The 20,803-nt window shown below is 45.2% G+C and carries 15 protein-coding genes; 5 read left to right on the top strand and 10 right to left on the bottom strand.

The annotated features are described in order from the left end of the window. Window positions 1-107: 107 nt before the first annotated feature. From AAC052_RS06450 to AAC052_RS06430, 5 genes are all read right to left on the bottom strand, one after another. The gene (locus AAC052_RS06450) at window positions 108-923 is read right to left on the bottom strand and encodes a glycosyltransferase (protein ID WP_339811835.1); all 816 of its coding nucleotides are present in this window, start codon (window positions 921-923) and stop codon (window positions 108-110) included. After that, window positions 920-1,432 carry a hypothetical protein gene (locus AAC052_RS06445; RefSeq protein WP_339811834.1) on the bottom strand — a complete coding sequence of 171 codons (513 nt, stop codon included), beginning with the start codon at window positions 1,430-1,432 and terminating at the stop codon, window positions 920-922. Before AAC052_RS06445 ends, AAC052_RS06450 begins: the two co-directional genes overlap by 4 nt. 191 nt (window positions 1,433-1,623) lie before the next feature. Further along, window positions 1,624-2,751 (bottom strand): glycosyltransferase, encoded by a 1,128-nt coding sequence (locus AAC052_RS06440; protein ID WP_339811833.1) that lies wholly within the window; start codon window positions 2,749-2,751, stop codon window positions 1,624-1,626. 56 nt (window positions 2,752-2,807) lie between these two features. Further along, window positions 2,808-3,626 (bottom strand): glycosyltransferase family 2 protein, encoded by an 819-nt coding sequence (locus AAC052_RS06435; RefSeq protein WP_339811831.1) that lies wholly within the window; start codon window positions 3,624-3,626, stop codon window positions 2,808-2,810. A gap of 58 nt (window positions 3,627-3,684) precedes the next feature. Continuing rightward, window positions 3,685-4,656 (bottom strand): AraC family transcriptional regulator, encoded by a 972-nt coding sequence (locus AAC052_RS06430; RefSeq protein WP_339811829.1) that lies wholly within the window; start codon window positions 4,654-4,656, stop codon window positions 3,685-3,687. 92 nt (window positions 4,657-4,748) lie between these two features. On the opposite strand from AAC052_RS06430, the gene AAC052_RS06425 reads away from it, so the two are divergent. After that, entirely contained in the window at window positions 4,749-5,624 is an 876-nt protein-coding gene (locus AAC052_RS06425) for a cytochrome c (RefSeq protein ID WP_339811827.1), read from the top strand. Window positions 5,625-5,827: 203 nt separating this feature from the next. Continuing rightward, window positions 5,828-7,078, top strand: coding sequence for a pitrilysin family protein (locus AAC052_RS06420; RefSeq protein WP_317488378.1), 1,251 nt, complete (start codon window positions 5,828-5,830; stop codon window positions 7,076-7,078). A gap of 11 nt (window positions 7,079-7,089) precedes the next feature. Here AAC052_RS06420 and AAC052_RS06415 read toward each other — a convergent pair whose 3' ends face one another. The 4 genes from AAC052_RS06415 to AAC052_RS06400 all read right to left on the bottom strand — a co-directional run bounded on the left by AAC052_RS06415 (window position 7,090) and on the right by AAC052_RS06400 (window position 16,401). Further along, a complete protein-coding gene (locus AAC052_RS06415; RefSeq protein ID WP_317488379.1) occupies window positions 7,090-7,563 on the bottom strand; it encodes a hypothetical protein in 474 nt (157 codons plus the stop codon). A gap of 60 nt (window positions 7,564-7,623) precedes the next feature. Further along, entirely contained in the window at window positions 7,624-11,172 is a 3,549-nt protein-coding gene (locus AAC052_RS06410; RefSeq protein ID WP_339811823.1) for a VCBS repeat-containing protein, read from the bottom strand. 183 nt (window positions 11,173-11,355) lie between these two features. Then, complete coding sequence (locus AAC052_RS06405; protein WP_339811821.1) at window positions 11,356-13,095, bottom strand: RagB/SusD family nutrient uptake outer membrane protein; 1,740 nt, start codon at window positions 13,093-13,095, stop codon at window positions 11,356-11,358. Between the two features lie 66 nt (window positions 13,096-13,161). After that, the gene (locus AAC052_RS06400; protein ID WP_339811819.1) at window positions 13,162-16,401 is read right to left on the bottom strand and encodes a TonB-dependent receptor; all 3,240 of its coding nucleotides are present in this window, start codon (window positions 16,399-16,401) and stop codon (window positions 13,162-13,164) included. A gap of 628 nt (window positions 16,402-17,029) precedes the next feature. Between AAC052_RS06400 and AAC052_RS06395 the strand changes: the two genes are divergently transcribed. The 3 genes from AAC052_RS06395 to AAC052_RS06385 all read left to right on the top strand — a co-directional run bounded on the left by AAC052_RS06395 (window position 17,030) and on the right by AAC052_RS06385 (window position 20,326). After that, a complete protein-coding gene (locus tag AAC052_RS06395) occupies window positions 17,030-17,674 on the top strand; it encodes an O-methyltransferase (RefSeq protein ID WP_339811817.1) in 645 nt (214 codons plus the stop codon). A 127-nt stretch (window positions 17,675-17,801) separates the two neighbouring features. Then, a complete protein-coding gene (locus tag AAC052_RS06390; RefSeq protein ID WP_339811816.1) occupies window positions 17,802-19,778 on the top strand; it encodes a LysM peptidoglycan-binding domain-containing protein in 1,977 nt (658 codons plus the stop codon). Between the two features lie 122 nt (window positions 19,779-19,900). Beyond that, a complete protein-coding gene (locus AAC052_RS06385; RefSeq protein ID WP_317488385.1) occupies window positions 19,901-20,326 on the top strand; it encodes a response regulator in 426 nt (141 codons plus the stop codon). On the opposite strand, the gene AAC052_RS06380 is transcribed toward AAC052_RS06385, so the two are convergent. After that, window positions 20,323-20,751 carry a hypothetical protein gene (locus tag AAC052_RS06380; RefSeq protein ID WP_339811813.1) on the bottom strand — a complete coding sequence of 143 codons (429 nt, stop codon included), beginning with the start codon at window positions 20,749-20,751 and terminating at the stop codon, window positions 20,323-20,325. The two genes, AAC052_RS06385 and AAC052_RS06380, sit on opposite strands and share 4 nt — an antisense overlap. Between the last annotated feature and the right edge of the window lie 52 nt (window positions 20,752-20,803).

The raw sequence follows: 20,803 nt of genomic DNA, 5'->3' as shown, positions 1-20,803 counted from the left end.
TCCCTAGCATTACATATCCGACAACTTCGTAGTAACATAAATCTAAAGTTAGAATCTATACAAAAGTGAGCCTTCATTCTGCTAACAGTCCCTCGCCAGTTCTGTAGCTATTCCATCTTTTCAAGCCCATTTCGACAAACAAACTGCTTTTGCTGTTGCTTTATTTTCATCAGTCCTTCATTTTCCGACTGATCCGTCCAATTCTCCTTGTGATACAAATGATACTGCACGGCCAGGTTTCGCAACGAATACAATTTGAACCCCATTCCCAAAAACCGCCATGTCAAATCAATATCCTCACCAATGGCAGGCAAAATATAGTCTTCGTCAAAACCGTTGATTCTCTCTATCGCTTCTTTAAAAAAAGACATGTTGCACCCCTTAAGTTGGTGCATCTTTCGAATTTTCGGCACGAAACCCAACAGGCCATCCGGGTTGATATAATAAGCCTCCTCGGTAAACTTTGCTCCATCCTTTTTCGCCTTCGAAAGTTCGCCCTGCACTTGCTTTTCGAAGCCAGGCAGATGAGCGGTGTTCTGACGCAGAATAGCTGAATACCCGGGCCCCAACTTCACCCGTTTACCGGCAAGGATCCTTTCTTTCGATGCATACCTGTGGTGATTCTCAATAAACTTATGGTGGAGCACACAGTCGCCGTCAATAAATATCAAGTAGTCAGATTTGGCCTTCCTAACTGCATTATTCAACGCTTGGTTTTTTCTCCATCCAACATCTGGCTGCGTCAAATGCTGATAGTCATTTTTGAAAGGATAGCTGGCGACAAATTCACTCATTTCCGGGCTCTCTCCATCCTCAGAAACAATTATTTCAAAACCCTGATCAGTTTGAAAAGAAAGACCATCGAGCACCACTTTTAGGTCCGCAGTATTTTTATATACCGAAATAATCAAGGACGATTTCATGCCAACTGGTCGTTTTTTTCTATTTCAAACTCAGCCCACCTCTTGCCAAAGTCTCTGGTATTCTTTCGTATGGCTCTGTTTTTCAACACCGACTCCTGGGTTCTATAGCCTCTTTTATGATCGAGGTGGACAACAATCGCACTGTACCTTATCTGAACACCATTTATCCCCATGTTTACAAGCCTTTCTCCAAGCTCCCGATCCTGGCCGCCATACTGCATCCTTTCGTCAAATCCATTGGCTTCCAGAATGTCATTCTTCCAGCCAGACGAATTATGACCATTCCAGGTAGGTTTGGTTCTTGTCAACCCGTTTAGCAGGTATCGAAAAACTCCCTTTGCCGATAGCTTCAGCGTTTTGATGCTTCCCTTCAGGCCATGCACCTTATGCCAATATCCTTTGAAACATTTCTGAATCAAAATAGCCTTGTTGAGGATTCTTGACTTTTGAAAGCCATCGCCTGCAATGACTATTTCGAAGTCTTTCGTCGTTTGCACCCTAAAACCCAATGGTACTTTTTTTAAGCCAGGACGTTGAGTAGTATGTGCTGAAGATGACTGAGGCCTTCATGCTTTCCCTTTTGTTAGCAAAATGTAACAAAGGCCTCAAATTTACCAACCTCGCACTACTAACTCCTTACATTACCCGGACTTTCCCCAAAATATTTCCTGAAGGCGGTAGAAAAAGAGTAGACGTAAACTTAATTGGATTTTCCTGCCACAGTCTGCAGGAGATGAAAAAGCTTATCAGCCTGAGTATGAATATTGTACTCCCGTTCTATCCGCAGACGGGCTTTTCTCCCCATCTCAACTGCCAGCCCTGAGTCTTGTGCGAGCCGCAACATTTGTCTGGCCATTCCCTCAATATCGTGCTCTGCCACCAGATACCCTGTCTCCCCTTCAATCACTGCGTCCTTAATCCCCCCATGCAAAGTGCTAACCACCGGAAGGCCACACGCTCCGGCTTCAAGAATACTGTTTGGTGTACCTTCCATGTCTCCATCTCGGGATCGGACGGAATGTTGGACAAATACTGTTGCTCTGTTCATGAAATCGATGATTTCGGCGTGAGGCAAGGCACCGGCAAATTCTACTGATTGCTGAATGCCGAGCTCATTAACCAGCTGAACGCATTGGTCAAATTCTCCCGATTTGTCCCCCACCATTATCAATCGACACGCTGGCACTGACCTATGTACGATGGCAAAGGCTTTGATAGTGGACTGGGGGGATTTTTTTTCAACAAACCTCCCAACAGTTAAGAATATCGGCTGATCAGTTTTGGGCTTGTCCGATGGTCGGAAAATGGACAAATCAACGCCATAGGGTATGATGTGAATTTTATCAGCACTGGCCCCCACCTCTATCAACTTGTTCTTCATCTCGCTGGAGACAGCGACAATAGCGGCGGCATATTTGAATAGCTCCTGATATCCATGGATATAGCGCTTGAATACATTGCTTTTTGAAGCATCTCTCCCGTGAAAGTGGGCGACCAAAGGAACGTTTGCCTGATTGCAAATTGGAACAAAGTATGAAGCCGTCGTTCCAAAATTGACCAGCAGCACTTCAACTTTATTATTTTTGAGAAATCTCAAAATACCGTAGTTCCCAAAGTAATTGTTTTGACGCCCCGTTATCCATTTGTAGATCTGATGAATGAGCCAAACTGGATACGGAGACAGCAGCTTTCCGTCGTCGGAACGCTGCGGAAGTCTGCCCGAATAAATAGGAAATACTTCAGCTCGCTCTGACAGTCCCTTGATCTGATTTCTAATGAATGTCTGGGTTAAGACATCCTTATGAGAGCGAGCGATACAAATTCTCATTTTCTATATTGAAGTGGAGGGTTTCGGTTTACTAGCTATCAATTTAACAGGTTTTGTCAAACATTTTCTCTGACAATCCCAAACTCAGTCCTCTTCTTACCAGAGTCCCTGGTATTCTTTCGTATGGCTCTGTTCTTCAACACCGACTCCTGGGTTCTATAGCCTCTTTTATGATCGAGGTGGACAACAATCGCACTGTACCTTATCTGAACACCATTTATCCCCATGTTTACAAGCCTTTCTCCAAGCTCCCGATCCTGGCCGCCATACTGCATCCTTTCGTCAAATCCATTGGCTTCCAGAATGTCATTCTTCCAGCCAGACGAATTATGACCATTCCAGGTAGGTTTGGTTCTTGTCAACCCGTTTAGCAGGTATCGAAAAACTCCCTTTGCCGATAGCTTCAGCGTTTTGATGCTTCCCTTCAGGCCATGCGCCTTAAGCCAACGTACTTTAAAGCACCTTTGAGTCAAAATATCTTCCTTCGCAATCGTTATGCTCGTTTGCATAGGAAGCAAAAAATAACCCCCACTCAAAAAATGACCTTGTTTTCTGCTTTTTAAATGGATCTCAACAAAATCTTTTCTGGGAATGCAATCACCATCGGTGAAAATCAGATAGTCGGCTTCAGCCGCCACAATAGCTTTGTTGAGAATCCGTGACTTCTGAAAGCCATCGTCCTCCTGCCATATATGTTTGACGGGCACTCCCATTTCCGGGCGAAGCCTTTCAATCAAGTCTTTGGTTTCCTGCCCCGAACCATCGTCGGCAATCACTATTTCGAAGTCTTTCGTCGTTTGTACGCTAAACCCCCATAGCACTTTTTCAAGCCAGGCGGGTGAGTTGTATGTACTGAAGATGACAGAAGCCTTCATGCTTTCACTTTTGATGACAAAATGTAACAAAGGCCTCAAATTTACCAACCTCCCACTACTAACTCCTCAATTTACCCGGACTTTCGCCAAAATATTTCTTGAAGGCAGTGGAGAAGTGGTTGGCATTCCGGTAACCGAGTTTATCAGCCACAAGACTTACTGTGAAACTTTTTTGTGAAAGCAATTGCCTGGCAAACTCCATGCGAAGCTCCTGGATATAGCCAAAAACAGTTCTTCCGAAGTGAGCCTTGAACCCACTTTTTAGTTTACATTCATTAATCCCAAACTCCTTGCCAATCGCTTTCAAACTCAGATCGTCCTGGAAGTGCACTTGAAGATACTCTCGTATAGCATGCATCAATTCAACATCTTTGACCAAAGGCTGTTGAAAGCCAGATGTTTCGTACTCTCTTTGCCAAACCTCAATTTGCAAAGCCAGCAACTCGTAGACCTTCGACTCAATAAACAAGCGCCTTGCCGCTCCCTTTAGCGGGCAAAATTTGATGGACTCAATAATTGATTTTACTTGTACGGTAAGAGGCAGGTTTGTTCTAAAACCAGGAATCCCATTTTCCTTCAAAATACAATCCGCAAAACGATCGTAAAGCGGATCATCCTGCCCGATCAGAGAAAGTAACTTTTCCGCCTCAATGGTCATATGAAAAATGTTATATGAGCTCCCACTGTTAAAATAATGTGCCTTTGCCGGATCCGGATCGAAAAAGAAGTTATAGTACCCTTTCCCCAGGTCATAGCGTTGTCCGCAGTGCCTGGAGGCTACATTTCCTTCAAAATTAAAGCAAAAGCTAAAGCTGCGCCGGGGCTCTTCGTAAGAGATTTCCAGTGCACTGGAAAATTCAGCCAACAAAAACGAAGTTTGGATTCCGTCAAAAAAATGGTTGGTGCAGATGTGGCTGCCAAAATCTGCCTGGAGCTTGAACTCGATGTCAAGGGCAGGTTGATTCGACAACAAAGCGGTGGCTGGAAACACGTCAGAATAATCGAGCCTTAAAAAGTTATTGGATGACATAAAAAATTACTTTCTGCGTAGGAAACCCTCCGTTTTACGTAGCACCATGCCAAAGGTTTGCCCGTTAACCGCCTAGTCACAACAAATTTTTTATGCTAAAGAAAACATTCAAATGGGTCGGCATTGTTCTGGCCTGTATTTTTTCGCTGTTGATTATCGCTTACGCTTATATCTATCTGAGCACTGAGGCGAGGTTCAATAAAAAGTATTCGTTCCGGGAAGATCCTGTAACATTGTCTACAGACACCGCTGTACTTACCAGAGGAGCCCACCTGGTGGCGATCAAAGCATGCGACGATTGCCATGGGCCCGATTTGGCTGGCAAGGTGTTCATTGATGATCCATTACTTGGGAGAATCGTTTCCTCGAACCTCACATCCGGTAAAGGCGGTCGCCCGTCGGACTACGGCGTAGTTGATTGGCTCAAAGCGCTTAGGCACGCAGTAAACAAGGAGGGCAAACCTTTATTTTTTATGCCATCGCACGAAATTGTTCAGCTTAGCAAAGCGGACATAGTCGCTATTTTGTCATACCTCCAGACAATTCCACCTGTAGATAGCGACCTGCCGACACACGACATCCGCTTTCTTGGAAGAATACTCACCCATTTTGATAAGGTCCCGTTGCTGCCCGTCGACATGATCGATCATAACATGGGCTGGCCTAAAGAGGTAGAAGAAAATGTATCAGCTGCTTTTGGTAAGTATCTGGTAGCTGTATGCACCGGATGCCACAGAGAGAACCTCAAGGGCGGAGGACCGATCGCTCCCGGATTGCCCCCGGTTGCTGATATCACTGCCACAGGTAGGGTTGGTCAAATGACAGAAGACCAGTTCATGAATACTTTGAGAACAGGAGTTACGCCGGAAGGAAGAAGCCTGAATCCAAAAGAAATGCCCTGGCCCACTACCTCAAAGTATACCGATACTGAACTCAAAGCCATTTATGCTTATCTAAAATCAATATAGGAGAACGTTATTTTTTTGTCTGTCTGTCGGAAATCAATGAGCATCGATGCGTAGTGTGAACCGACCATTTTTTTGGCCAGGAAACTTCCTGGCCACTTTTTTGAACTTTCTTTCATAAAATGCATTATAACACCGTCGGCATTCCTGAAGTCATTAACCTTCATAAAGAGAAAAGCATTAGTTTTGCAGGCTGACAAATGTAAATGGCTGAATTCGACCTTATTACTTTACCTAACGGTATTAGATTAATCCACAAGCAGGTAGCTTCCACAAAAATAGCTCACGTTGGCATCATGCTGGACGTTGGGAGCAGAGATGAGTCGCCCGACCAGCTCGGGATCGCTCACTTCTGGGAGCACATGGCTTTTAAGGGCACTAAAAAAAGGAAGTCGTTCCACATCCTTAACAGGCTGGACTCGCTTGGAGGAGAGCTCAATGCCTACACCACCAAAGAAAAAATTTGCTTTTATGCCAGCGTCCTCGATCTCCATCTGGAAAAGGCACTGGAGCTCCTTACAGATATCACTTTCAACTCCACCTTTCCGGAAAAACAGATCGAAAAAGAACGAAATGTGATCCTGGAGGAAATGTCGATGTATAAAGACAACCCGGAAGACGCCATCATGGACGATTTTGATGAGGTCGTTTTTGCAAAACATCCACTGGGGCATAATATATTGGGCACGCAAGAAACTGTTGGGGGTTTCAGCCAAAGTGATTTCAAAAGGTTTCTAGAGGAAAACCTCGATTCTGAAAGAATGGTGGTTTCCACGGTAGGCAACTTTTCGTTAAAAAAAATAGAACGGCTGGTGCGAAAACACCTCAACGATTCACCAACCTTCAGCTCTTCTAAGCAGCGAAAGTTGTTTGGCCCTTATCGCCCATCATCTCTATCAGAAGTGAAGCCCATCACCCAGGCTCAATGTGCCATAGGCCGGCCTGCCTATAAGATAGCGGATGAACGGAGGATTCCCTTTTTTATGCTGGCCAATATTCTGGGAGGACCCGGGATGAACTCCCGACTGAATATGTCTCTCCGGGAAAAGTATGGTTATGTGTATTCAATTGACGCCAACTATAACCCTTATGTTGACACCGGGTTGTTCTCAGTATTCTTCGGCACTGACCCCAGGCATATTTCCAGAAGCTTCCAGCTAATCAAGAAAGAATTTGCCATGCTGAGAGAACGAAAGCTTGGAGAGGTGCAGTTTCACAAAGCCAGGGAGCAGCTCATGGGTCAGCTGGCCATGAGCGAAGAGAACAATGGCAGCATGATGCTGATGATGGCCAAAAGCCTGCTGGATATGGGCTCTGTTCCCAGTCTGGAAAATGTGTTTCAGGACATTCGAAAGATCACCAGGGAGCATATTATAGAACTTGCTAATGAAATGCTGGTCGACGATGACATGAGCACACTGGTGTTTGTGCCAGAAAATGGTAAAGTCAACCATTAGCAACAACTATCCTACTCTTTGAGAAATTGATACCTCATGCCCCAGCTCACCGCCGGTATCACATAATACCACTCTCCATCAGGTACAATTTTTGGCGAAAATTCCCCGAGCAGGTAAAAATTAGGTGCATTCTTAAATGGAGCTGTCCTTATGCCTAAAGGAACAGTAACGAATCCAAGCCCGCCTTCGCCGCCTTCCCAGGGGCTGTAGCCTAGCCCGACCCCCAACGACATGGCAACCTGGTCGTTGTGCATGATGTTAGCATTTCCTATCAGCTGTGGTATTCCCTTATACTCGGCCACCCGTGCATCCTCAAAAAGTGTGTAGTAGGGCTTGGTGCTTAACCGAAACTCGCCCCAAACCTTCCTCTCGAAATTGGTGCTTACGGCTATCTCTCTCCCGCTGGAAAAAAAGGCTAGTCCGCCCTGAGCGAAAGCTGAAATAGCATATGAAACAAGGAACAATGTAGCTAGTATAGTTTTCATAATAATTGCATTGAATTAGATCGTCAATTCAATGCAATTATTATGCCCATTGAGCGGTATTTATTGATTAGATGATGAAATAACCCTGGAATCCCCGCTGAAATCAAATATTTCAACTTGCGTTACCCCTTCAGGTATTCTGATAGTTCGTGAAGATTGCGACAGAAACCCTGACCCATAAGTCAATTCAACCCTCTCAGTTTGTCCACCGCTATGCTTCAGCAAAGCATAAAAGTCAGTTGGCTCCGTTTTTACAACTGTACCTTTGAATGCGTCATTCGGCAGGCCAAATACCTTCAGGTCGCCCCGGTTTTGACTGGCAACAAAAATATCGTTGCCTGCAACAGAGCTCAGTCGCACAAGTGATTTAGCATCGCCCTCTACTAAGAAGCCGCTCTTAGCTGAAAGTACTGGCGAAAAATTGCCCTTACCGTCTCCAAATAGCAGCAGCCCAGTTAGTGCGTCGTATCGACCAGGAAATACCTCGTTGCCATAGTCATTGCCAACCATCAGCACATCCAGATGACCGTCGCTATTGACATCGGTTGCTACCATGCCATTGATAGGGGCTATCTGCGCCCGGATAGGTAGCGCCGTCATTTTGAAAGTGCCATTGCCCAGGTTTTCAATATAGCTTGATTTCATGTAGTTCGCCTCCAATATCAGGGCTCCTTCCAGCTGCTGTTTCGTAAACAGCTCAGCCATGGTGATTTTACCAAATTGCTTGTACCTGGAGAACATTTTGCGGAACATGGGGCTCTGCGAGTTCATCTCATCCCAGAAATGGAGAGGAAACTCTTTCATCTCCCCATTGTCAGTTTTAAAGTAGCAGCTCATGATCAAGTCAACACTGGCATTGCCATCAAAGTCTTTGGCATAAGCTCTCAATGGCTGCTCCATGGTAGCCCTGTAGTAATTATTCTCCCCAAGGTTACCCGCCACATAGTCGGTATCGCCGTCTTTGTCAAAGTCGCCAGACACAATACTGTTCCACCAACCCTTTTTCTCAAGAAGCCCTGTGCTCAGATCAACTCTGTAGGCACCATCCTCGTTTTTTACAAACGTTATCGGCATAAACTCGCCTACCAACACCATATCCACCAGGCCGTCCGCATTGTAGTCGGTCCAGAGCATGTCTGTTATCATACCTGCGTCAGCAAGAAAAGGCGCCTTCGATGCCGTAACATCAACAAGCCGCCCGCCCTGATTCTCCAAAAGCACGCTTTGAGAAGGATAAGGATACGATGCCGGCACTACCCGGCCACCAACAAAAACATCCAGATCACCGTCTTTGTCAAAATCGGCTGCCCGGGCAATCGACCCGCTGAACTGAAGGTCCGACGAAACTCCGTCTACTTGCAGCTTGAAATTGCCTCTTCCGTCGTTCAAGTAGAGGTGATCGGCATACTTGTCAGACGGGAATACGTACTCACCCCCACCGGAAACAGCATACAAATCGAGGTCTCCATCAATATCGATGTCGAATAGCAGAAGACCCATGTACTCGTTTTGCTCCACCCCTTTCTTTTCGACGCCAATCTTCTCCTGAAACGTACCGTCTGGCTTTTGAAGAAAAAACTGAATGCCCTGATTCGCTGTGCCACCTGTAATAAAGTCTTCAAGCCCATCCCCGTTAATGTCGCCTACAGCTATCGCTGGCCCGTATTGAGTAAACTTGTGAGGCAGGGTTCTTTGAAGGTTAAAATCTATTTTATCTTCTTCTTTATGGGTAAAAGCCACCTGTAGTGATTTTGTCACGTCGGCAAGTACCGTTGGTTTGCCGCCTAAGGCCGGCATCTCCCTGGCAAGATTGTCTCCTGAAGAAGCTGATGAGTAATCTATCGTCAGCACCTGATCAACCGCCACGTTAGTGAGGACGCTGGACTTACCATCGTACCAATCGACGACAACCGAGTCGATCGACGTCGTCCTCCCCATCCCAAAATGAGCAATATCTTCTACAGAAGACAGAAAGCCTCTATAGACTGAATGGTCATGGTATTGCATTTGTCCATTGCCATACTTTAAAGTAATCTTCGTGCCAAGTCCTGCTTGATTCTCTTTATTGCCCTTAAGTTTGACTCGCAGAAAGTGAATCGAATCCTGCTTGCTATTGGCTTTGCTGTTCAGTGTATTTTCGTACACCAGGGCCACATCATCAATGGTGTTTACAACGTAATCAAGGTCTCCGTCATTGTCGAGATCAGTAAAAGCCGCACCATTGGAGAAAGAGGGTTTGTAAAGGCCCCATTTTCTCGTTGCATCGGAGAAGGTCAGGTCCCCATTGTTCTCAAAAGCAAAGTTTGAAATTTTTACAACTGGGATAGAGTCGACCAGCATATCTGCCCCAGCTATATTACCCACATCGGCCCGGTAGCTGGCGAAATCCTTGTCAGTAATGTCTTTGGGAAAGCCGTTGGTAATCAAGAGGTCTCTGTCGCCATCGTTGTCCACATCAGCCAGCAGCGGCGACCAGCTCCAGTCGGTTTCAAATATCTCGGACATGAATCCAATCTCGCTGAAAGGGATACCAGCGCCATTGTTGAGCTGGAGCATGTTGCGCACATGCTGGTACTCATAGTCAAACCTTTCGTTATTAATGTAAACCTGATAAACGTTCTTTCCAATAGTTGTCTTCTTTCTGAAGTTTGTTTCCGGCAGCATATCGAGCGTTACTATGTCAACCCAACCATCGTTGTTAATATCGGCGATATCATTGCCCATGGAAAACTGGCTTGAGTGCCTGACATATTCGCCCAGCTTATTGGTAAACGTGCCGTCACCATTGTTAATGTAGAGCAAGTCATTGCTCAAAAAGTCGTTCGACACATAAATGTCGGGCCATGAGTCATTGTTTACATCAGCAATAGCAATGCCGAGGCCAAATCCCTCGTAAAGTATGCCCGCTTCCCTGTTGGCTATAGAAAAGGTGCCATCACCGTTGTTTTTGTAGAATCTGTCAGTGTTGGGCGCTGTTCCGTCTACTATTTTGGGCCTGTAGTTGGTTGGAATCCGCCCGCTTTGCACATTGGTAAGCACGTATAAGTCAAGGTCTCCGTCTTTGTCATAGTCCAAAAAAGCAGCGTTTGTGCTCCAGCCATTGTCGTTAACACCATATTGTCTGGCCATTTCTTTAAACGTAGGAACACCTCCGGGTGAGCCACCCTGGTTCACGAACAGCATATTCTCCCGCTTCAAAGAATCGCTATACATGGTGGCGCAGACATAGATATCCAGCCAGCCATCGCCATTTATATCCACTAATGCGATTCCCTGACTCCATTTGTCAGGTGCTTCAATTCCGGCTTCGGCAGAAACATCATTGAACTCGAGCCCGCCCTTGTTAATAAACAGCTTGTTGCTGGTCTGGTTACCCGTAAAGAAAAGGTCTGTCAGGCCGTCGTTATTAAAATCGCCAGCCCCCACTCCACCTCCGTTGTAGATGTACTCGTTGGTGAGAATATTAAAGGTGTCCGATTCAACGATTGTATTTGAAAAGTCGATACCAGTATCGGATGCTGGCAGCTCTCTAAAGAGTGTGCTTTGCCTGTCTCCACACGAGGCCAAAAAAATGGCTATCAGGCCTGCCACTACTAATGCTCTAAACATATCAGTTCACTTTTTGCTTGACCACAAATTTACGGCTAAATGTCATTTTGAGTAATTTTTCCAAGGTTACTTAGGTGTGAGACGAGCACAAAAAATACCCTGAAAAATTTAGAGATGCTAAATAAAAAAAGAGGTGACGATAATCGCCACCTCTTTTCATCTATTCAAATTATTTAATGCGAATTAATATCCAGTATTCTGCACAAGCACACCATTCATCAGGTCAATTTGACCCTGAGGAATAGGAAGCAGAACGTCTTTAGGGTCAAACGAAGCTCCACCCATGGCGTTGATAAGGATTTTGCTTTCGTAGGCAATGTAAGCATTAAGGTCTTCAGCAGCTATACCCCAGCGAACCAGGTCATAGAACCTTTGTCCTTCGCCGGCTAGCTCCAGCTTACGCTCCATTCTCACAGCCTTCTGTGCAGCTGTCTTGTCTGTCCAAGGCGTGTCATAAGTGCTGATCACATAGTTTGCAGCGAACCCAGAATCATCGTATTCCCTAACCCAAGAATCCTGATTAGCTGCCCTTTCCCTTACCATGTTCACATACTCACGTGCTTTTTCAAGGCTTCCTACCTCAATTTCGCACTCGGCAGCCATCAGCAATACATCAGCGAAACGAATGATATTGATGTTCATTGCAGCGTACCCAGGTGTCCATGAGCTGTTGTCCTGGTAAGTCCCTACGTCTGTCTTGTAGTATACATACTTCTTAGGAGAGTAAGGGCCAGCGTTGGCCTGGTTACGAATCCAGTCAAAGCCTGGGTGCTCCTGCCAGTCAAGGTAAGGAATACCACGGCGACCAATGGTGAAGTCAATTCTAGGGTCAAGGTTACCTGCGTCTTCAGTAAATGGCGCAGACGACTGTAGTCCCTGGTCAGTTTTCACCTCATTGGCAGGGCTATTAAACGCTCTGTCGAACAGGGGAAGTCCACTTGCACTAGTTCTGTAGTGGTTGGCCAACTCAAACGTCGGCGCAAAGAATCCACAACAGTTACCAGGACCATTAGCACCTGTGTTGTAAGGCCAGTTAAGGTCAAACTCAGGGTTGGCATTGTTTACACTACCTGTGTTGGCAGCTGACTGATAAGCCCAGATTGACTCCTCATGGTTATCATTCTCAGCCTTGAAAATGTCAGGAAACGACGCCACCAAGCCAACAGTTTTGCCGTTGCTGGTCTTACCACTGGTAATTACTTCATTGAACAAAGTCAATGCAGCAGCGTGCTTATTCTGGTACAAGTTGATCTTACCTAAGTAAGCAGCAGCAGCAGTTTTGTTTACACGACCAGCCTGCTCCTGAGTTTCAGGAAGGTTGTCGTAAGCAAATTGCATGTCGGCCATGATCTTGGGATAAAGATCCTGATCGTTACCTACTTCGTTGACGCCAGTTCCGTAGTCGATGGTCTCATCAATGTAAGGCGTGTCGTCAAAGTTGATCTTCAACTGAAAATAGAAGTGTGCTCTCAAAAACCTGGCTTGTGCTTCAATGGCAGTTTTTGTTGCATCAGTTACTTCAGGGTCAGCATCAGCAAGAAGTGCCAACACGTTGTTACATCTGGCAATACCCTCGTACCATGAAGCATAAGCTTCATTGATAACACCCTGCGTAGGGAGGTACTCATAACGCTGAATTGGGTTGATATCAGAGAAGTCTCCAGGGTCGGTGCCCTTGTTGTGCTCCCCACCACGGATACTGCCCCAAACCCAGTTGGAAGCTGAACCCATCCTTCTGTTTCTACCATTCACTTGTGAATAGGCAGCAATCAAAGACCCATCAAGGCCTTTAGCGGACGTAAGCTGAGCCCTTGCCAATGTGCCTGTTGGGGCAATTTCAAGAAACTCGTCCTTACAACCGATCACCAGAACCGTTAAGGCTACAAACAGGCCTGCGGCTCCTTTTAATATATTTTTTCTCATGGTCATCATTCTTTTAGATTTTTCAAAAACATCAATTATCGAATTGATTGTTTAATCAAATTGTTTTTAGAATCCAATGTTTAAACCAGCAGTGAAGCCTTTTGTGATTGGATAGTTTCCAACATCAACACCAAAGTTGATATCAGCGTTACCACCTACTGATGGATCAAGTCCCTCATAACCAGTGATAGTCATCAGGTTGTTAGCAGAAACGAACACTCTCAACTGAGTCATTTTCAATCTGGAAAGCAAATCGGCCGGCATTTTATAACCAAGGGTTACGTTCTGCAATCTCAGGTAAGATCCATTCTCTACATAATAAGAGTTGGCCTGTGTGTTGGTGCTAAAGTTAGAAGACTTATCAAACACTGGTTGACTGCTGCCCGTGTTGCTAGGGCTCCAGCTATCCTTTACACGCTCAGCAATAGCTGCACCTGCAAATGAAGGATAGAAGTCGGTGAACCAACGTGACTGGTTCCATATCTCGTTTCCAATAGAGGTGTAGAAGTAAGCGGCCAGGTCAAAGTTCTTGTAACCTAATGAGAAGGTCATACCACCTGTGAATGGTGCCACTGGGCTTCCAAGGAATACCCTGTCATCTTCTGTGATTTCACCGTCACCGTCAACATCTCTGTAACGGAAGTGACCGGGAGCTGCACCTGCCTGAGTAGCAGCAGAAGCAACTTCTGCGTCGTTCTGGAACAATCCCTGCACGTCGTATCCGAAGAAAGACGACAGAGAGTAACCACGCTGGTTACGGATAGGAGCAATACCTCTATAAGTAGAAGTACCTGCGGTAAAGAATTCAAGATCGCCAGCAAGCGTGACAATTTCGTTTTTCAGAAGTGATCCTGTTACGTTTACCTCGTAAGTAAGGTCAGACGTAAGGTTGCCTCTGTTGATCAACTGTAAGTCGATACCCTGGTTCCTCATTTCACCAATGTTCACTGATGGTGCTGCAGCGTAAACTCCCAGAGGAAGTGGCACTGGCACAGAGAACAATAGATCCTTTGTGTCTTTTCTCCAGAAGTCAACAATCACGTCGAACTTACCATCAAACAAAGTACCGTCGATACCGATGTTTTGCGTAACGGAAGTCTCCCACTTGGCAGCAGCATTACCAATTCTACTTCTGTAGAAACCAGCTGCATTACCGTTAGATCCGGCAATATCATAAGAAGAGTTGGCAATAGAAGTTCCGTATAAGCTGAACTGGTTGTTTGGGTCCACGTTATTAGAGTTACCCATAGTACCATAACCACCTCTAATCTTCAAATCGTCGATAAACGTAAGCGATGACATAAAGCTTTCAGACGAAAGTCTCCAGGCAGCAGAGAAGGCAGGGAATACACCATATCTGTTTTCAGAACCAAAGCGTGAAGAACCGTCACGACGAACAACAGCACTAAAGATATACTTGTCATTCAGGATGTAGTTCGCTCTACCAAAATAGGAAGAGAAATTAACACCTTTGTAATAGAAACTGTTAGGTGGGTTTCTTGACCCAAGAGTAGAAATGGTTACGAAATCAGGATCGTTCGAAAATGGATTCAAACCATCCGCACTCATCCCACGTCCTTTTCCAGTATTCAAAGCTTCCTGGCCCACAAGAATGTCGATATTGTGGATACCAAAAGTCTTCTTATAATTTGCAGTATTAGTGTAATTCCACTGGAAGTTCCAACCACCACCTTCGCCATAGCTAAATGCAGAGTTGTTCTCAGAGTTTTCATACTGACGACGACCATAGTACCAGTAATAGTTGTTGTCGTAAGCACCACCAACGTTGGTTCTTAAAGTCAATCCTGGGATTGGGTCATATTCAAGGTAAATATTTCCGAAACCACCGCCGTTAAAACCTCTGTTATTTTTTAAGCCATCTCTTGTGGCAACTGGGTTACGTGGGTTGTTAAAACCTTTAGAAGCGGTACCAGCGTAGCCACCAAACTCGTCATACACCGGAATGATCGTTGGCATACGGAAAGCTGAAAGAATGTCGTTCTCATCATCCGCTACACCCTGTCCACCTTCGTTACCTTGCTGACCAAGAACCGAACGGTAAGTGAACTGCATGTTCTCGCCGAAACGCAAGTTGGGAAGAAGATCGAATTCAGAATTAGCTCTGAAAGAATATCTCTTGAATTTGTTATACAATACGATACCCGCCTGATCCTGAATACTGGTAGAGAAATAGAAACGGCTTCTATCAGTTCCACCATGAAGTCCAAGCGTTTGTCTCTGAAGTGGAGCCACATCTGTGATTGCATCATACCAGTCGGTTCCTGCCCCAGTAGCTGCTCTTGTGATTTGATAAACAGAACCAGCAGACGGATCGACATTGTACATAGCTGCTTCAGCGGCAGTATAGGTGCCTATACGGCCCGACTCACCACCAACGCTCAGGAAGTCAGGCAATACTGGAGTAGATCCGGTGCCAAACTGAGGATGACTGAAAACAGGCTCACGGTTTTCGATACGTGCCTGATTGCGCTCAGCATTCCATGTCCACTCGGCAAAATCAGCAGGGTTCATCATTTCAATGCCTTTACCTGGGAAGGTCATACCAAACATGCTATTGTAATCAATACTGATCTTCTTAGCCTGCTTAGAACCTTTCTTAGTAGTGTAAACGATTACACCGTTAGCCGCTCTCGCACCATAGATAGATGCAGCAGCAGCATCTTTCAACACCGTAGTTGACTCAATGTCGTCAGGGCTAAGAAAGTTAGTATTGTCAACGGGTACACCATCAACAACATACAAAGGAGCGTTACCACCAAAGGCACCGAAACCCCTTACCCTGATCTGGCTGGTAGAACCAGGCTGACCGTTGGTAATTACGTTTACACCGGCAATACGACCGGCAAGAGACTGCTCTACGTTACCTGTAGGGATAACAGCGATGTCTTTTGGCTTCACTGTTGAGATAGAGCCGGAAGTTTCACGGCGGTTGTCAACTGTGTAACCAGTGATGACCAATTCCTGAAGCTGCTTTACGTCAAGCGACAAAGGAACATCAATCACACTTCTTGACCCTACTTCCACTTCCTGGGTTACGTACCCAATGAAGGAAAAAGAAAGTCTAGCACCAGAGCCAACCGAAAGGGAGTAATTTCCGTTAAGGTCAGTCACTGTACCATTGGAAGTTCCTACTTCCAATACACTCACACCGGGAAAACCTTCCCCGGTTTCGGAATCTGTTATCTTTCCTGACACTTGTCTGTTCTGTGCAGCGGCATCGGTAGCCACTGCTAGCAGCGCCAGGCAGATCAAAGGAAAAATGTACTTCAGTAATCCTTTTTTCATAAAAATGTAGTTTAAGTGAAGTTGTATATAATTGTTTGAAAAAGGCTTCATTGAATTCAGGCAAACCATTTCGATCCAGACACACATGCGGTGTTTGACACAGGATAATATTCAGTTACGAATAAAGAGGAACTGAAAATGAAATGGAAAAGCTTGATGCTGGAACTGTAGCAGGAGGTGCACTCGGAAATAGCGCACAGCGTTTGGGGCACTTGTAACTAAGAACCATAAAACAAATAATTTAAGTAGGTATTGTTCTGAGCAATTGTCGAATTTAAAGAAATTATTTGTTAACGTGTCAAGTTTTCCCAAGAAAATTTGATTGCAATCGATTGCGGAAAATCTGTTTAAATCGTTTGCGTAACCGTTTTCTAGTAATTATTCTTCAAATCCACTCCCAGATTTATTTCGGGGATCAATATAAAACAGATTTTATACTTTTCCGATATTCCCAAAAAAATCTCACATAACTACTTGGTAACCAAAATGTGAATAATTCAAGGCTTTAGTTTCATTGTTAAAAAGAACAACCAACTCCTTCGTTATTATTGAAAAAATCATGTAAAACGATCTCTAAAGCCTATTTTTGAATTTCTTATCATACGAGTAAATATTTTACAGCCTTATCATGGATTTCATAGATGCTGACCTCTTCCGCTATATTGAAGGGCACACTGAACACGAGCCAGAGCTGCTCGGCAGACTGAACAGGCATACACACCTTAATGTGCTCAGGCCAAGAATGCTCTCGGGGCACTTTCAGGGGCGGGTGCTCTCTATGTTTTCACACATGATCAACCCGACATCAATTCTTGAGATTGGCACCTACACGGGCTACTCGGCCATTTGCCTGGCCGAGGGGCTACAGCAAAATGGAAAGTTGACCACCATAGATATTAATGGAGAGCTTGAAAGTATTGTAAGGAGGTTCATTGGCGATTCGCCTTACGGAGAGCAAATCGAGTATATCATCGGTGATGCCATGGTAGAGGTTCCAAAACTGGATGCGACTTTTGACCTCGTATTCATTGATGCTGACAAAGCAAACTATACTAACTACTTTGACCTGGTGATTGACAAAGTGAAGCCAGGTGGATATATAATGGCCGACAACGTGCTCTGGAGCGGCAAAGTACTGGAGAAGAACAGAAAAAAGGATGACCCCGATACGCTCACTATTCTGGCATTTAACAAAAAAGTGGCTGACGATCCCCGGGTGCAAAATGTATTGCTTCCAATCAGAGATGGCCTTATGATGCTCAGGAAGAAATAAACGCTTTAACTATTACTTTGCTGTGGCAATGTAATAAGTTGGAGTCCAGCAAGATATACTTCGTTACTTGCTGATAACTACCTGAATACTAGTAGCTTACTTTGGAATTGGCTATTCATTTGTAACTTTGTTTCGAATATTTCCCAACTGGTGTATGCTGGCAAAGTGCCATTTTCGATTCCTTCTCCTAATTATTATCTTCTTCCCGGCGATTGATGGGCTGGCCGATACCGCCGCACCAAGGGTTCCATCTCAAATGGACTTTGCTGGCATGAAGCTCAAAATTACCGATGCGGCACGGTCTGATATCCAGCAGCAAGTAGACGCCCTGAGGGCCTCCGATAGGTATTTCCGCTTAAGGCTTGATTTGGTGTTGCTGTACTTCCCCATTATAGAGAGAGTAATGAAGGAAGAGAACCTGCCCGATGACATTAAATACCTGGTGATACAGGAGAGCGGCCTGGTTTCTGATGCGGTTTCTTCTTCCAATGCGGTTGGCTTCTGGATGTTCAAAGAGCCAGCAGGCCGGGAAGTGGGCCTCCGCATCGATAAATATGTGGACGAACGGCTCAATATAGTTTCCTCTACCAAAGGAGCCTGTAAGTACATCAAGCGGCATAACTTCTTTTTTAATAACTGGGTTTACTCCGTGATAGCACACAATACAGGGAAGACCGGCGCTGAAAAGCATGTAGATAAATCTAACTTCGGTGCGAGTAAAATGACCATTGACAAGGACACGCACTGGTACTTCAAGACTTTTCTGGCGCATATGATCGCCTTTCAGGACGAATTAGGCGGGCGCCCCTCGTCAGGCCTGGAGCTGAGAGAGTATACAAAGGGTGCCGACAAACCTCTGGACAAAATCTCGAAAGAGCTGAAAGCCGACGAGGCACTCGTGTTTCAGTACAACAAGTGGCTAAAGAGAGGTCCCGTACCAAGTGAGAAGGAATACTCTGTGATTATCCCAGTACAGAAAGGCGATAAAGTGGATCTTATTGCCAAAAATGAGCAAAAGCATACACAGGCGTCCTCACCTTCTGTCGATAGTGAGGAAATAGCGGTCCGGGACGAAAATGCCGCCTTGGTTCAGGAAAAGTACCCAGATCTGAAAAAAACCATCGACAGCCGTATTGCTTCATTCATAGTGGAAATAAATGGGATTCCGGCTATTATCGCCACAAAATCCGATGACCTGAAGACGCTGGCGGCCAAGTCAGGAGTGGAAGTGGAAAGGCTTGAGAAATACAATGACTTGCGGCCAAACCAGGCCCTTGAAGAGGGACAGGTCTACTACCTGAAAAACAAACATTGGAGGTCGAACATTTATTATCATACCGTTAAGCAAGGAGAAACGCTCTGGGACGTAGCGCAGGAGTACGGCATTAAGCTCAATCAACTGGCAAGGAAAAACAGAATGTTCACCATCGATAAACCTGAGGTGGGCCGGGTGCTTTGGCTCAGGCAAAGACGTCCCTCGTCGGTCGATATAGAAATAAAAGATAACAGCGAGAACTACTTGCCGGTAATTGTTAAAAGTGAACCAGCGCCGCCGTCATCCAGGGAGCCAGCGGTAGTGGTGCGGGAGGAAGAAATACAAGTTGCTGAGGCAGTAAAACCTTTCGATGAGGAGCCAGCTTTGACAACCAAAGAGCTCATTTTCGAAGAGCAAGAAGATCCTGAGCCCATCGTTAAGACTTCAAACGCTGAGCAAGCAAAGCAAGAGAGGCAGGCTTTCACTCCGGACAGGGAGGCCGCCAGGGACATTCATGTTGTCAGCAAGGGTGAAACCCTGTATGGCATTGCACGACGCTATGGCGTTACCAAAGCGGAGCTGCAGCAGTGGAATGACCTTTCCGACAACAGCATACTTTCGATAGGGCAAGAGCTACTGTTGATCAAGCGAGACACCAGTGATGTAAAGGAGGTTTTAAATCCGTCGGTGCTACCAGCCAACAGGGTGACGGTGCATGTGGTGCAACCCGGCGAGACGATGTATTCGATTGCCAGAAAATATGATATCGCTATAGAAAAACTGATGAAAATGAACGATAAATCAAATTTTGTCCTTTCGATTGGCGAAAACCTAAAAGTTACTGATTGATTTTTTTTCTCCCCTTAACAGCGTAAATTTAAGGTTAAAATCTCAGTCAGTCAGCTTTTTCATTTTGTTACCCGTTTCTTTTTATCACTCAACCTGACAGTTTAGCCTAGAGCTTTTATTACGTGGAAGAACTTGAACTAAATAATACCCCGAAAGTGAGCCTTGTCATGCTTGTAGATGACAACGACACCGACAATTTTCTCAGTAAGAAGATAATGGAGCATGTGAATTTTTCCGAAAACATACTGATAAAAAATACGGGAAAAAGTGCGCTTGAATACCTGCATCAAAACCAAAACGACCTCGATAAGATCCCCGACATCATTTTCCTTGATATCAACATGCCTATTGTGGATGGCTTCGTGTTCCTTTATGAGTATGAAAACTTTCCTCCTCAGCTACACGAAAAAGTTAAAGTGGTCGTATTGTCAAGCTCCAACAACAAGCGGGACATTAACCAGTTTTTGAACAACAGGTTTGTTCACCAGTTTATTTCCAAGCCCTTGAGCGAAAAAGCCCTGATGGAGCTGGCCGCCACAGAGGCTTAAAAATCTGTGTCTAAATAAAGCTTTTCTTTCAGTTTAAGCAGCAAGGGCTGCTTCTCGGCCAGGTAGTTGAACTTCTCCTTGTCGGTATAGAGTCTCTGTTTTAATTCTGCCTCTTTGATAGATATCCGCAGTGTGACGGTTGGGTTAGAAAGCTCCTTTCTCAAAAACTGAACCAGCTCAGTTTCCTCTACTTTCAAAAATTTACGTTCAATGTCCGTAGACAGCTCTATCTCAACCACCGACTCCTCTCTCTTCAGCAATGGCTTCTTGAAAATCATCTTCAACGAGTCGGAAATTTTGCCCGCTGATTTCTGCTCCGCAAATTTCTGCCAGGCTTCGGCGAGTTGGTTTTGCGTGTAATCCGACGAAGGAAGCTGACTAACGGCCTCAGCCTCCCGGGTGTCATCCTGCTTTGCTTCCTGCACTACTTCCTTCTTTTCCGCCTTGACGGGAAAAATACTCGGCGTTTCTTTTTTC

Origin of the sequence: uncultured Imperialibacter sp. (genome assembly GCF_963974565.1) — a bacterium.
GTDB classification, from domain to species: domain Bacteria; phylum Bacteroidota; class Bacteroidia; order Cytophagales; family Cyclobacteriaceae; genus Imperialibacter; species Imperialibacter roseus.
This window is presented reverse-complemented; position numbering and strand designations above follow the sequence as displayed.